The following is a 14,741-nucleotide window of genomic DNA, read 5'->3' as shown; positions in this document are numbered from 1 at the left end:
CTGGACAGCCGGGGTCGAGTCACGGCCCCATCCCCCATGAGCCAAACGGAGACGAGAGACGTGAAGAGTGCCGTCGAGACCCTGAACCCCACGCGTGTGAAGCTGGACGTGGAGGTTCCGCACGAGGAGCTCAAGCCCGCCCTCGACGAGGCCTACAGGACCATCGGCAGCCAGGTGCAGATCCCCGGCTTCCGCAAGGGCAAGGTGCCGGCCCGCATCATCGACCAGCGGTTCGGCCGCGGGGCCGTGGTGCAGGAGGCCATCAACACCGTGATGCCCGATCTCTACGCCCGCAGCATCACCGAGAACGAGCTCACCCCCATCGGTGAGCCCGAGCTGGAGATCACTGACATCCCGGCCCAGGACGGTGAGCCGCTGAAGTTCACCATCCAGGTCGACGTGCGCCCCACCATCGAGCTGCCGGACACCTCCGGTCTGAAGGTCGAGGTCGAGGCCGTCGAGGTCTCCGAGGAGGACGTGCAGAAGCGCCTGGACGACCTGCGCGAGCGCTTCGGCACCCTGAACGGCGTGGACCGCGCCGCGGAGTCCGAGGACCACGTGAGCATCGACCTCACCGCCACCATCGACGGCGAGGAGATCGACACCGTCGAGGGCGTGAGCTACCAGATCGGTCAGGGCACGATGATCGAGGGTCTGGACGACGCCCTGGTGGGCATGAAGGCCGGTGAGACCAAGACCTTCACCGCCCCGCTGGCCGGTGGCGACCGCGAGGGCGAGGACTCCGAGGTCACCGTCACCGTGCAGTCCGTCAAGGAGCGTGAGCTCCCGGAGGTGGATGACGAGTTCGCCCAGCTGGCCTCGTCCTTCGACACCGTCGAGGAGCTGAAGGACGACCTGCGCCTGCAGGCAGAGCGCAACGCCGCCTTCACGCAGGGCATCGAGGCCAGGGACAAGATCCTGGACACCCTCATCGAGCAGCTGGACATCCCGGTGCCCGCGAGCATCGTGGAGGCCGAGGTGCACGCCCACCTGGAGCGCGAGAACCGCCTGGAGGACGACGAGCACCGCGCCGAGGTGACCAAGAGCACCGAGGACGCCCTGCGCGCCCAGTTCCTCATGGATGCCCTGGTGGAGCGCGACGCCGTCGAGATCGAGCAGAACGAGCTGCTCGAGTACCTGATGATGTCCGCCCAGTCCTCCGGCATGGACCCCAACCAGTTCATCTCCATGCTCGACCAGCAGGGTCAGATCGGCCAGGTCGTCGAGGAGGTGCGTCGTCGCAAGGCCCTCGCGGGTGTGCTGGAGACCGCCTCCATCGTGGACACCCAGGGCAACACGGTGGACCTGAGCGCCCTCGAGGACGACGAGGACGAGGCCGGTTCCGAGGAGGCCGCCGAGGACGCGGCCGCTGCCGAGGAGACCACGACCGAGGAGTCCGCCGAGTCCAAGTGACCCGGACCCTCCCCAGCGGGGCCGTTGCGCAGTCGCGCAGCGGCCCCGCTGCCGTCTGTGGGGTGCAGGCGGGTCCGTGGCAACGGGTGCGCAGCCGGGGCGGGTGCGCTGAGGGCGAACAGGGCCACCCGCGGGACGAAAGCAGCGGGCCGCGGCGTTAGCGTCACTCGAAGGAACCGTCCGATGAAGGAGAGACGCACGTGAGCGAGCACACCGCATCGACCCCCGCCGTGGCCAGTGAGGGCGCGCGGCTGGCGGGCCTGGACGACCAGATCTACAACCGGCTGCTGAAGGAGCGCATCGTCTTCCTCGGCTCGGACGTGCGTGATGACAACGCCAACGCGATCTGCGCGCAGCTGCTGCTGCTCTCGGCCGAGGACCCGAACGCCGACATCTGGCTGTACATCAACTCCCCGGGCGGATCGGTGACGGCCGGCATGGCCATCTTCGACACCATGAACTGGATCCCCAACGACGTGGCCACGGTCGCGATGGGGCTGGCGGCCTCCATGGGCCAGTTCCTGCTCTCCGCCGGCACCCCGGGCAAGCGCTACGCCACCCCCCACTCGCGCGTGATGATGCACCAGCCCTCCGGCGGTGTGGGCGGTACGGCCTCGGACATCAAGATCCAGGCCGAGCAGCTGCTGCACATCAAGCGCCAGATGGCCGAGCTCATCGCGGAGCACACCGGCCAGTCGCCCGAGCAGATCACCAAGGACTCCGACCGCGACCGCTGGTTCACCGCGCAGGAGGCCAAGGAGTACGGCTTCGTGGACCACGTCTTCCAGACCTCCACCGACACCCAGGACGTGAAGAAGAGCGACGTCGCCGCCGAGGACAAGGCGCACGCCGGTGAGGACGAGGAGGGCCAGAAGTGAACCTGCCCCTCGACCCGGCCGCCCGCGGCCAGCACACCCCCACGCCGATGATGCACGGAGGAACCATGAACCACCCCGGCGCCCAGGGCCGCCTGCACGTGCCCGGCCCCTCGTCCCGCTACGTGCTCCCGCAGTTCGAGGAGCGCACCGCCTACGGCAGCAAGCGGCAGGACCCGTACACCAAGCTGTTCGAGGACCGCATCATCTTCTGCGGCGTGCAGATCGACGACGCCTCGGCGGACGACATCATCGCCCAGCTGCTGGTGCTGGAGTCCCAGGACCCGGACCGCGACGTGCTGATGTACATCAACTCCCCGGGCGGCTCGTTCACCGCCATGACGGCCATCTACGACACGATGCAGTTCATCCGCCCTGACGTGCAGACCTTCGTGCTGGGCCAGGCAGCCTCCGCCGGTGCGGTGCTGCTGGCTGCCGGTGCCCCGGGCAAGCGCTTCGCCCTGCCGAACTCCCGCATCCTCATCCACCAGCCCGCCATGGAGGGGATGGGCGGCATGGCCTCCGACCTGGAGATCACCGCCAACGAGGTGCTGCGCATGCGCACCTGGCTGGAGGAGACCTGGGCCAAGCACTCGGGGCAGACGCCGGAGAAGGTGCGCAACGACATCGAGCGCGACAAGATCCTGTCCGCCGAGGAGGCCAAGGAGTACGGCCTGGTGGACGCCGTGCTGCCGAGCCGCAAGGCCGCACTGGAGGGCTGAGCCCCGCGCACTGGTCGTCCGCAGGGGCCGTCACCCGATCCGGGGGGCGGCCCCTGCGGCGCGCCGTGGCCCCCCTGGCGAGGCTGTCGGTGTGCGGGGGTAGCGTGAAGTCAGCACCCGCACCGATGGGGTGGGTGGACGACCGACACGGCAGGAGAGGCCCATGGCGCGCAGCGCGGGGAGCAGTGACTTCCTCACCTGTTCCTTCTGTGGCAAGAGCCAGAAGCAGGTCCGCAAGCTCATTGCCGGACCCAACGTCTACATCTGCGACGAGTGCATCGAGCTCTGCAACGAGATCATCGAGGAGGAGTTCCCCCTCGCCTCGGTGGAGAAGCTCGAGAAGGTGCCCACGCCGCGGGAGATCCACGCGTTCCTGGAGACCTACGTGGTGGGGCAGGACGAGGCGAAGCGTGCCCTGGCGGTGGCGGTCTACAACCACTACAAGCGGGTGGATGCCGAGCGGTCCACGGATCCCGACGCCCCCGAGGTGGCCAAGAGCAACATCCTCATGATCGGCCCCACCGGCACCGGCAAGACCTACCTCGCCCAGACGCTGGCGAAGCTGCTGCAGGTGCCCTTCGCCATCGCGGACGCCACGGCGCTCACCGAGGCCGGGTACGTGGGGGAGGACGTCGAGAACATCCTGGTGAAGCTGATCCAGGCGGCTGACGGGGACATCGCCCGGGCCGAGACCGGCATCATCTACATCGACGAGATCGACAAGATCACGCGCAAGAGCGAGAACCCTTCCATCACCCGGGACGTCTCCGGTGAGGGCGTGCAGCAGGCGCTGCTGAAGATCCTGGAGGGAACGGTGGCCTCGGTGCCGCCGCAGGGCGGGCGGAAGCACCCGCACCAGGAGTTCGTGCAGATCGACACCCGCAACATCCTGTTCATCGTCGGCGGGGCGTTCGCCGGACTGGACGACATCATCGCCGACCGGGAGGGCAAGGGCGGCCTGGGATTCGGGGCCAACCTGGCGGTGCGTCGCGAGGAGGGGGACCTGCTGCGGCAGGTGCGCCCGGAGGACCTCGTGAAGTTCGGCCTCATCCCGGAGTTCATCGGCCGTGTGCCGGTCGTCGCGGCCGTGAGCCCGCTGGACGCCGACGCCCTGGTGGACATCCTCACCGGCCCCCGCAACGCGCTGGTGAAGCAGTACCAGCACCTGTTCAGTCTCGATGGGGTGGAGCTCGAGTTCACCGACGACGCCGTCCGCGCCGTGGCCGAGCAGGCCATGCTGCGCCGCACCGGTGCCCGGGGACTGCGCGCCATCATGGAGGAGGTGCTGCAGCCGGTCATGTTCGACGTGCCCAGCGACGACGGCATCGAGCGCGTGGTGGTGACGGCCGAGGTGGTGGCCGACAACGTGAACCCCACCATCGTGCGCCGCGAGACGAAGCCGACCAAGCGCCCCAAGCGCAAGAGCGCCTGAGCCGGGCCGTCCGCGGCCCACATCCCCCCGGTACCGAGGAGACGACGCATGACCACCGAGTCGGAGCACGCCCTGGAGGTGGGGATGACCCTCCCGCAGCAGGCGAGTGGAGTCACCTGCGGGGCGGCCAGCCTCGTGGTGGCGCAGCGCCTGCTGGAGCGCATGCCGCTGCCGGCGGCGGACGACCCGGTGGAGGCAGAGGACTTCCAGGGTGCGGAGTTCGCCCGCTTCGGCCGCACCAACAACCCGTGGGAGGCCGGGGTGCTGCGCATGCCCTGGCCGATGGCGCTGGGCACCCCGCCGTGGGGTGCGCTCGCCGAGCTGCGCGGCATCGTGCGCGCCGAGCGGGGCGGGCAGCCGCGGTACGTGATGGACCTGGTGCGCCGTGGGGGCGCCGGGGCGCTGGGGGAGGCGCTGCAGTCCGTGGGCGCGCACGAGCCGGCCCTGCTCTACGTGGGCACGCGGATGATGCCGCGCCACGTCTGCGTGGTGGCCGAGGACGTCGCCGGGCGGTTGGCCCTCTACGACCCCGCCCGTGGCTCCGTGGTGGAGGCCGATGTGGACGCCCTGGCCGCGGGGGAGCAGAAGGTGGCCGGCTGGTCCCAGCCCTGGGTGGCCATCGCCCCGCGCTGACCGCTGAGCTCGCAGACTGGCTCACGAACGCAGTGCCGCCCCCTGGGTGATCCAGGGGGCGGCACTGTGTTCGTGAGTCCTCAGCCCTTGGGCTTCTCCACCTTGAGCAGCTCGGTGTCGCGCACCTCGAGCTCGTTGGCGTCGGCCTCGGCCACCTCGCACACCACGTGCCCGGAGGCCACGATGTCGTCCCAGGCCCGGCGGGCGGCGGCGCGCTGGTCGGCCGGCCCGGCCAGCGTCATGGCCGTCACCTGGGCGCGCATGCCCAGCTTGGCCTCGGACTTGGCCTTGCGGATGCCGGCCAGCACCGCGGCGGCAGCCGGCTTCACGTCCTGCACGTCGTCGGACGCGGCGGTGGGGCGCACCTCATCGGCGGTGGGCCAGGCGGCGCGGTGCACCGAGCCGCTGTGCCACCAGCTCCAGACCTCCTCGGTGGCGAACGGGATGAACGGCGCCAGCAGGCGCAGCTGGGCGTCCAGGGCCACGCGCAGGGCGGCCCGGGCGCTGGTGGTCGCGGCGGAGGTTTCGGCCTCGTCCGCACCGTAGGCGCGGGCCTTCACCAGCTCCAGGTAGTCGTCGCAGAAGGACCAGAAGAACGCCTCGGTGACCTCCAGCGCCTTCGTGTAGTCCCAGGCCTCGAAGCCGGCGGTGGCCTGCTCGATCACCCGGGCCAGCTCCAGCAGCAGCGACTGGTCCACCGGCTCGGTCACCTGTGCCAGCAGCTGCTCGGGGTGCTCGGCACCGGCCACCTCGCCGAAGCCGAGGGCGAACTTCGAGGCGTTCAGCAGCTTGATGGCCAGGCGGCGCCCCACCTTCATCTGCTGGGTGTCGAAGGCGGTGTCCACGCCCTGGCGGGCCGAGGCGGCCCAGTAGCGCACCGCATCGGACCCGTGCTCCTCGAGCAGGTCCACGGGGGTGACCACGTTGCCCTTGGACTTGGACATCTTCTTGCGGTCCGGGTCCAGGATCCACCCGTTCAGCGTGGCGTTGTGCCACGGCACCGTCCCGTGCTCGTGGTGGGCGCGCACGATGGTGGAGAACAGCCAGGTGCGGATGATGTCGTGCCCCTGCGGCCGCACGTCCATGGGGAAGACCATGTCGAACAGCTCGGGGTCGTTGCGCCAGCCACCGATGATCTGCGGGCTCAGCGAGCTGGTGGCCCAGGTGTCCAGCACGTCCGGGTCGGCGGTGAAGCCGCCCGGCTGGTCGCGCTGGGCCTCGTCGTACCCGGGGGCGGTGTCGGTCTGCGGGTCCACCGGCAGGTCCACCTCGGCGGGGGTGATGGGGTTCTCGTGGTCCGGCTCCCCGTCGGCGTCCAGTGGGTACCAGATGGGGAAGGGCACGCCGAAGAAGCGCTGGCGGCTGACCAGCCAGTCACCGTTGAGCCCCTCGATCCAGTTGGCGTGGCGGCGCTCCATGTAGGGCGGGTGGAAGTCCACCTCGGCCCCGCGCTCGATGAGGGCGGCGTTCAGCTCCGCATCGCGCCCGCCGTTGCGGATGTACCACTGGCGGGAGGTGACGATCTCCAGCGGCTTGTCGCCCTTCTCGAAGAAGTTGGCCTTGCGCTGGGTCTTCTCCGGCTCGCCGATGAGCTCCCCGGACTCACGCAGGGCCGTCACCGTGTTCTCCCGAGCGGTGTGCACCGTCTTGGTGGCCAGCTGCTCGGCGTACAGCTGCTCACCGGGACCGCCGGCGACCCACTCGGGGGTCTCGCCGGACAGGCGGCCGTTGCGGGTGATGACCGACCGCATCGGCAGCTGGAGCTCGCGCCACCAGGTGACGTCGGTGAGGTCACCGAAGGTGCAGCACATGGCAATGCCGGCGCCCTTGTCCATCTCCGCGGCGGGGTGTGCGATGACGGGCACCTCCACCCCGAACAGCGGGGTCCGCACGGTGGAGCCGAACAGGTCCTGGTAGCGCTCGTCGTCCGGGTGGGCGATGAGGGCCACGCAGGCCGGCAGGAGCTCGGGGCGGGTGGTCTCGACGGCCACGTCACCCTCAGCCCCGTGGAAGGCGATGCGGTGGTAGGCGCCGGGGTAGTCGCGGGCCTCGAGCTCGGCCTGGGCGACAGCGGTCTGGAAGGTCACGTCCCACAGGCCGGGGGCCTCGGCGGAGTACGCCTCACCGCGCTGGAGGTTGCGCAGGAAGGCCTGCTGGCTGGTGGCGCGGGCGTTGTCGTCGATGGTTCGGTACTGGTAGTTCCAGTCCAGCGAGAGGCCCAGCCGGCGGAAGAGCGCCTCGAAGGCCTTCTCGTCCTCCACGGTGAGCTCGTGGCAGAGCTCGATGAAGTTGGGCCGGCTGATGGGCTGCTGGTCGGCGGCCTTGACGGACTTGCCGTCGCCCCCGCGCTGCGGCGGCTCGTAGCCCTCCACGTAGGGCTGGGTGATGTCGCCGCGCACGCCGTAGTAGTTCTGCACCCGGCGCTCGGTGGGCAGACCGTTGTCGTCCCAGCCGATGGGGTAGAAGACCTCGAGCCCGCGCATGCGCTTGTAGCGGGCCATGCAGTCTGCCTGCGTGTAGCCGAAGACGTGGCCCACGTGCAGGGAGCCCGATGCGGTGGGGGGCGGGGTGTCGATGGTGAAGCGCTGCTCGCGGGGCAGGGAGGCCGCCCGGTCGCGGTCGAAGGCGTAGGTGTCCTGCTCCTGCCATACGCCCGTCCAGCGCTCCTCCAGGCCGTCGACGGACGGCTTGTCGGGCAGCTGGGCGGGGCGGGTCGCGGCGGCGGAGTCAGTCATGCGGCCCATCTTCGCACTTCCCGGCACGCCGTCCGCAGCCCCTCGAGCGAGTGGCCCGGAGGGCTGCGGACCGGCCGGACGCCTACAGGTCACCCCCGGGTGACGGGTCGGTAACGTTTTGCACACGATGCGCGCCGGTCGCTTGTGGCCCGGGCCGGGTGTTGGTTCGGTGACGCACATGAACTCACTCAGCCCCGTGCCGGTCCGAGCGGACTGGAAAACATCCCTTGAAGAGAGCATCAACGAGACGTTCGACCCGATCCAGGAATGGTTCGCTGGGATCATCTTCTACCCGGTGACCTTCGGGGACATCGAGGTCCCCTTCGTCGTGATCTGGTTGGTGGCAGCCGGCATCATCGTGACCGGCTATTTCGCCTTCATCCAGTTCCGTGGACTGCCGACGGCCCTGGACGTCGTCCGCGGGAAGTACTCCACGAAGTCCGACCCGGGTGAGATCACCCACTTCCAGGCCCTGAGCTCTGCGCTCTCGGGCACCGTCGGCCTGGGCAACATCGCCGGTGTCGGTGCCGCGGTGGCTCTTGGTGGCCCGGGTGCCACCTTCTGGATGATCGTCTGTGGCCTGCTCGGCATGGCCACCAAGTTCGCCGAGTGCACCCTGGGTGTGAAGTACCGCGAGGTGCGCGCCGACGGCACGGTCGACGGTGGTCCCTTCAAGTACCTGCCCGTCGCCTACGGCAAGATCCACCCCATCGTGGGCACGCTCATGACCGGCCTGTTCGCCATCTCGATCCTGTTCTTCGGCGCCGCCGGCGGCAACATGTTCCAGTCCAACCAGACCTACGCCCAGATGAAGAGCGTCACCGGTGGTGACGACGGCTTCCTGGGCGGCGCGGGTGCGTCCCTCCTGTTCGGCATCGGACTGGCCGTGATCGTTGGTCTGGTCATCATGGGTGGCATCAAGTCCATCGGCAAGGTCACCGAGAAGCTGGTGCCGGCCATGGGCCTCATGTACCTGGCCGCCTGCCTCATCGTCATCGCTGTCAACATCACCCACGTCCCCGACGCCATCGGCCGCATCGTGACCGACGCGTTCAACCCCGAAGGTGTCGTCGGCGGTGTGATCGGAACCCTGATCGTCGGCTTCCAGCGCGCGGCCTTCTCCAACGAGGCCGGCCTGGGCTCCGCCCCCATCGCGCACTCCGCGGTGAAGACCCGCCGTCCGGTCTCCGAGGGCTTCGTGGCCCTGCTGGAGCCGCTGGCCGACACGGTCATCATCTGTACCTTCACGGCCCTGACGATCATCATCGCCGACACGGAGATCTACAACCAGAGCATTGCGAATGCCAATGACGGTGACGATGCCACCGAGGTCCTTGACGGTGTGCTGGTCACGTCGGATGCGTTCGAGACCGTGCTGCCCTGGTTCCCCTACGTGCTGGCCGTGGCGGTCTTCCTGTTCGCCATCTCCACGCAGATCACCTGGGCCTACTACGCGATGCGTGCCTGGGCCTACCTCTTCGGCGACTCGCGTGCCTCGATGATCGCCATCAAGTGCATCTACCTGTTCTTCACGGTGCTCGGCGCGGTGCTGACGCTGACGGCGGTCATGAACTTCGCCGACAGCTGGCTGTTCCTCTGCGCGTTCATCAACCTGCTCGGTGTGTACCTGCTGCTGCCGGTCATCAAGCGGGAGATGAAGGAGTACCTGGCGGACCGCAAGGCCGGCCGCCTGGACGTCCTGGGCGACGAGAACCGCGACTCCTTCGAGGAGACCGACGGCGCCACGAGCATGTCGGCCCGTTCCTGACCGACTGCTCGGCCCATGGCCCCGTCTCCCACTCGGGAGGCGGGGCCTTCGCCGTGTCCCGTTGTGTGCCGGGCCACGACCGGCTGCGTGGCTCGGCGCCGCGCCCAGCCGGTAGCATCTGCACCACAGGCATCGATCCGGCCATCACCGGGGAGCCTCCGGAAGAACGGTCCGCTGCCCGACGGGTGGGGGGCCCACTAGACCCGGACGGGTAGGCCCGTCACAGCCGTCATGAAGGGGCCCCTTGCGGGGCAACCGAGGTGGTACCGCGGGACCTGTCCACCGGCAGGTGTCGTCCTCGATGTTGGCGCGCAGCACCAGCTGCCCGATCGAGGAGCCGCGATGAGCACCGCACCCGAGAACACCCCCGCGCAGAACGACGAGCCCGCCGTGCCCGCCAGCCCGGGCGTGTACCCCATCGTGCGCACCGGCACCCCCGGCGAGCCCGGCACGGGCGTCGCCGCGCCGAGCTTCCCCGAGATCGAGGCCGGCGTGCTGGCCCACTGGCAGGCCGGTGACACCTTCCGCAAGAGCGTGGAGAACCGCCCCGCCGGCCAGGACGGCAGCAACGAGTACGTCTTCTTCGACGGCCCTCCCTTCGCCAACGGCCTCCCGCACTACGGCCACCTGCTGACCGGCTACGTCAAGGACGTCGTGCCCCGCTACCGCACGATGCGGGGGTACCGGGTGGAGCGCCGCTTCGGCTGGGACACCCACGGGCTGCCGGCCGAGCTCGAGGCGATGCGCCAGCTGGGCATCACCACCAAGGAGGAGATCCTCGACAAGGGGATCGACGCCTTCAACGCAGCCTGTCGCGAGTCGGTCCTGCGCTACACCGACGAGTGGCAGGACTACGTCCACCGGATGGGCCGCTGGGTGGACTTCGAGAACGACTACAAGACCCTCAACGTGGACTACATGGAGAGCGTCATCTGGGCGTTCAAGGAGCTCCACGACAAGGGCCTGGCCTACCAGGACTTCCGCGTCCTGCCCTACTGCTGGCGCGACCAGACCCCGCTGAGCAGCCACGAGCTGCGCATGGACGACGACGTCTACCAGATGCGCCAGGACCCGGCGGTGACCGTGGGCCTGCGCCTCGAGACCGGAGAGCTCGCCCTGATTTGGACGACGACCCCCTGGACCCTCCCGAGCAACCTCGCGATCATGGTGGGCCCGGACATCGACTACGTCGTGGTGGAGTCCGACCCGGCCGCCGACCCGACCGGCGCCTCCCAGCGCTACGTCATCGCCGAGGCCCGGCTCGAGGCCCACACCCGGGAGCTGGGGGAGAACCCCTCGGAGCGCATCGTCGAGCGCCTCACCGGGGCGGAGCTCGTCGGCCGCAGCTACACCCCGCCCTTCTCCTACTACGCCGGGGCCGAGAACGCCCACCGCGTGGTGGAGGCCGACTTCGTCACGACGACCGACGGTACGGGTCTGGTGCACTCCGCCGGCGCCTTCGGTGAGGACGACAAGGTCGTGACCGACCGCGAGGGTATCGAGCCGGTGATGCCGGTGGGCCCTGACGGTGCCTTCACCGCCCCGGTCGTCGAGTACGCCGGCCAGCAGGTGTTCGACGCGAACGCGCCAATCGTCGCCCACCTCAAGGCGGCCACGCGCAACCTCGGCCGCGCCGCCGGGGCCCGCGAGGGCGAGCCCGAGGACGCCGGGAGCGTCTGCGAGGGCACGGTGCTGCTGCGCCACGAGACCTACGACCACTCCTACCCGCACTGCTGGCGCTGCCGCACCCCGCTGATCTACAAGGGCGTGGAGTCCTGGTTCGTGAAGGTGACGGACTTCAAGGACCGCATGCTCGAGAACAACGAGCAGATCATCTGGGTGCCGGAGAACGTGAAGCACGGGCAGTTCGGCAAGTGGCTCGAGGGCGCCCGCGACTGGTCCATCACCCGCAACCGCTACTGGGGCAGCCCGGTGCCGGTGTGGGTGAGCGACGACCCCGAGCACCCGCGGGTGGACGTGTACGGCTCGCTGGAGCAGATCGAGGCCGACTTCGGCGAGCTCCCGCGCAACGACGCCGGCGAGGTGGACCTGCACCGCCCGTGGATCGACCAGCTCACGCGCCCCAACCCCGACGACCCGCGCAACCAGGGCGCGGCCGACGGCGCCCACGCCGGCTCCACCATGCGCCGCGTGGAGGACGTGCTGGACGTCTGGTTCGACTCCGGCTCCATGAGCTACGCGCAGAACCACGTGCCCTTCGAGAACGCCGACTGGTTCGAGCACCACTTCCCGGCCGACTTCATCGTGGAGTACATCGGCCAGACGCGCGGCTGGTTCTACACCATGCACGTGCTGGCCACCGCGCTGTTCGACCGCCCGGCCTTCAGCAACGTGATCTGCCACGGCATCGTGCTGGGCAGCGACGGCCAGAAGATGAGCAAGTCGCTGCGCAACTACCCGGACGTCTCCGAGGTCTTCGACCGCGACGGCGCCGACGCCATGCGCTGGTTCCTCATGAGCAGCTCCATCCTGCGCGGCGGCAACCTGGTGGTCACCGAGCAGGGCATCCGCGACGGCGTGCGCCAGGTGATGATCCCGCTGTGGAACGCGTGGTCCTTCTTCGCCATGTACGCCAACGCTGCGGGCGGCGCGGCGGGCGAGCCCGCAGGGAGTGCCGGCCACCGCGCGCAGTGGTCCACCGCATCGACCGACCCGCTGGACCGTTACGTGCTCAGCGCCACCGGCGACCTGGTGCGCGAGGTCACCCAGGCCATGGACGCCAACGACGTGGCCGGTGCCTGCGAGCTCGTGCGCGACTTCCTGGACACGCTCACCAACTGGTACATCCGCCGCTCGCGCGACCGGTTCTGGGAGGGAACCGACGGCACCGCCTTCGACACCCTGTTCACCGTGCTGGAGACGGTCACCCGGGTGGCGGCCCCGCTGCTGCCCTTCGCGGCCGAGGAGATCTGGCGCGGCCTCACCGGCGGCGAGTCGGTGCACCTCACAGACTGGCCCGATGCGGGGGACTTCCCCTCCGAGCCCGAGCTCGCCTCCGCCATGGGCACGGCGCGCGCCGTGGCCTCGGTGGGCAGTGGTCTGCGCAAGACCAACGGCCTGCGCAACCGTCTGCCCCTGCAGAGCCTGACCGTGGTCACCGAGGACCCGCGTGCCCTGGCCGACCAGGGTGCCCTGCTGGCCGACGAGCTCAACGTCCGCGAGGTGCGCCTGGTGGCGCTGGATTCGCAGGAGGCCAACTCCTACGGCGTCGAGCAGCGGCTGGTGGTCAACGCCCGGGCGGCCGGTCCGCGCCTGGGCAAGCAGGTGCAGACGGTCATCAAGGGCTCCAAGTCCGGTGACTGGTCGGTGGCCGCCGACGGCACCGTGACCTCCGGCGGCATCGAGCTGGTCGAGGGGGAGTACACCCTGGAGACCGTGACCACCGGCGACGCCGAGGGCACGGCCACCGGCGTGCTGCCCGGCGGCGGGTTCGTGGTGCTGGACACCACCGTCACCGACGAGCTGGCCGCCGAGGGCACCGCCCGCGACATCGTCCGCGCCGTGCAGGGTGAGCGTCGCGCGGCCGGGCTGGCGGTGAGCGACCGCATCTCGCTGACCGTCATCGGTGACGCCGAGGTCTGGGGTGCCGCGGTGGCCCACCAGCAGCTGATCATGGACGAGACCCTCGCCGTGCAGTTCGGCGCCGGGGGCCCCGAAACGCCGGTGCCGTCCTCCGGCATCGACCACACCGGCACGGTCGACCTGGGCGAGGGCCGCACGGTGACCGTGCTCATCACCCGCAAGGAGGCCCGCCGATGAGCCCCGACCCCCGCCGTGACGCAGCCGAGGAGCTGGAGGTCCGCCGCCGGGTGCGGGAGGTCACCGACGCCCTCATGGCCCGGATGCCGGAGAGCGACGTGGTGCCCACGCTGGACCGCGTGGCCCGCGCCATGGAGCTGCTGGGCGACCCGCAGCGCACCTACCCGGTGGTCCACCTGACCGGCACCAACGGCAAGACCTCCACCACCCGCATGGTCGAGCGCATCCTGCGCGAGACGGGCCTGCGCACGGGGCGGTTCACCTCCCCGCACCTGCACGACCCGCTGGAGCGCATCACCATCGACGGCGCGCCCATCGACCCCCGGCACTTCCTGGAGGTGTGGGACGACGTGGCGCCCTTCCTGGCCATCGTCGACGCGGAGAGCGAGCAGGCCGGAGGCCCGCCGCTGAGCTACTTCGAGTGCATCGCCGTGCTCGCCTTCGCTGCCTTCGCCGACGCGCCGGTGGACGTCGCCGTGGTGGAGGTGGGCCTGGGCGGTCGCTGGGACGCCACGAACGTGGCCGATGGTGACGTGGCGGTGATCACCCCCATCGGGATCGACCACGAGCGCTTCCTGGGCAGCGACCTGGAGTCGATCGCCGGGGAGAAGGCCGGCATCATCAAGCCCGGCTCCCGCGTGGTGACCGCCCAGCAGGAGGAGGAGGCGCGCGCCGTCGTCGCCGATGCGGTGGCCGCCGCCGGCGCGAGCCTGGCCACCGCCGGCACCGAGTTCGGGGTGAGTGCCCGCGACGTGGCCGTCGGCGGGCAGCTGCTCAGCATCCAGGGCCTGGTGGCCGAGTACACCGACCTGCTCCTGCCCCTGCACGGGGAGCACCAGGCCCAGAACCTGGCGCTCGCCGTGGCGGCCGTGGAGTCCTTCCTCGGCGGGGGAGAGCAGCCCCTGGACGGCGAGCTGCTGCGCGCCGCCGTGGCCGGCATCACCACCCCCGGGCGACTCGAGGTGGTGCGCCGTTCGCCGGCGGTGATCGTGGACTCGGCCCACAACCCGCACGGCATGCTCACCCTGGCGCGGGCGCTGGAGGACTCGTTCACCTTCGCCCGCCTCATCGGCCTGGTCGCCGTCTTCGAGGACAAGGACGCCGAGGCGATGCTCTCCGCCCTGGGCACGGCGGTGGACCACGTGGTGGTCACCCGCAACTCCAGCCCGCGCTCCATGGCGCCCGAGGCGCTGGGTCGGCTGGCCCGCGAGGTGCTCGGTGACGACATGGTCACGGTCGTGGAGAACCTGCCCGATGCGGTGGACCTCGCCGGTGCGCTCGCGGACGAGGGCGGGGTGAGCGGCGGCGTGGTCGCCACCGGTTCCATCCACACCGCGGCCGACGTGCGGATGGTGCTGGGCACCACCGACGTCGCCTGAGGGC

9 protein-coding genes are annotated in these 14,741 nt (G+C 70.1%); 8 read left to right on the top strand and 1 reads right to left on the bottom strand.

Annotated features, from left to right (window positions below):
- Window positions 1-60 precede the first annotated feature (60 nt).
- The 5 genes from tig (at window position 61) to ACEY2A_RS06125 (ending at window position 5,075) form a co-directional block, all read left to right on the top strand.
- Window positions 61-1,413 (top strand): trigger factor, encoded by a 1,353-nt coding sequence (gene tig / locus ACEY2A_RS06145; protein ID WP_374927723.1) that lies wholly within the window; start codon window positions 61-63, stop codon window positions 1,411-1,413.
- Between the two features lie 200 nt (window positions 1,414-1,613).
- A complete protein-coding gene (locus ACEY2A_RS06140; RefSeq protein ID WP_374927722.1) occupies window positions 1,614-2,291 on the top strand; it encodes an ATP-dependent Clp protease proteolytic subunit in 678 nt (225 codons plus the stop codon).
- Window positions 2,292-2,338: 47 nt separating this feature from the next.
- On the top strand, window positions 2,339-3,010 hold the full coding sequence (locus tag ACEY2A_RS06135) for an ATP-dependent Clp protease proteolytic subunit (protein WP_374929979.1): 672 nt from the start codon (window positions 2,339-2,341) through the stop codon (window positions 3,008-3,010).
- A 163-nt stretch (window positions 3,011-3,173) separates the two neighbouring features.
- Window positions 3,174-4,442, top strand: a complete 1,269-nt coding sequence (gene clpX / locus ACEY2A_RS06130) for an ATP-dependent Clp protease ATP-binding subunit ClpX (protein WP_374927721.1) — start codon at window positions 3,174-3,176, stop codon at window positions 4,440-4,442.
- 48 nt (window positions 4,443-4,490) lie between these two features.
- Window positions 4,491-5,075, top strand: a complete 585-nt coding sequence (locus tag ACEY2A_RS06125; protein WP_374927720.1) for a hypothetical protein — start codon at window positions 4,491-4,493, stop codon at window positions 5,073-5,075.
- Window positions 5,076-5,155: 80 nt separating this feature from the next.
- Here the strand turns inward: ACEY2A_RS06125 and valS are convergent, their stop codons facing one another.
- Complete coding sequence (valS, locus tag ACEY2A_RS06120) at window positions 5,156-7,810, bottom strand: valine--tRNA ligase (RefSeq protein ID WP_374927719.1); 2,655 nt, start codon at window positions 7,808-7,810, stop codon at window positions 5,156-5,158.
- 178 nt (window positions 7,811-7,988) lie between these two features.
- Here valS and ACEY2A_RS06115 point away from each other — a divergent pair, with 178 nt between their 5' ends.
- The 3 genes from ACEY2A_RS06115 (at window position 7,989) to ACEY2A_RS06105 (ending at window position 14,737) form a co-directional block, all read left to right on the top strand.
- Window positions 7,989-9,578 (top strand): alanine/glycine:cation symporter family protein, encoded by a 1,590-nt coding sequence (locus tag ACEY2A_RS06115; RefSeq protein WP_374927718.1) that lies wholly within the window; start codon window positions 7,989-7,991, stop codon window positions 9,576-9,578.
- Between the two features lie 342 nt (window positions 9,579-9,920).
- Window positions 9,921-13,358: an isoleucine--tRNA ligase gene (gene ileS / locus ACEY2A_RS06110; RefSeq protein ID WP_374927717.1), complete on the top strand. Its 3,438-nt coding sequence runs from the start codon at window positions 9,921-9,923 to the stop codon at window positions 13,356-13,358.
- Window positions 13,355-14,737 carry a bifunctional folylpolyglutamate synthase/dihydrofolate synthase gene (locus ACEY2A_RS06105; protein ID WP_374927716.1) on the top strand — a complete coding sequence of 461 codons (1,383 nt, stop codon included), beginning with the start codon at window positions 13,355-13,357 and terminating at the stop codon, window positions 14,735-14,737. Before ileS ends, ACEY2A_RS06105 begins: the two co-directional genes overlap by 4 nt.
- Window positions 14,738-14,741: the final 4 nt, after the last annotated feature.

The sequence above is a fragment of the Kytococcus sedentarius genome (assembly GCF_041937525.1).
GTDB lineage: Bacteria > Actinomycetota > Actinomycetes > Actinomycetales > Dermatophilaceae > Kytococcus > Kytococcus sedentarius_A.
This window is presented reverse-complemented; position numbering and strand designations above follow the sequence as displayed.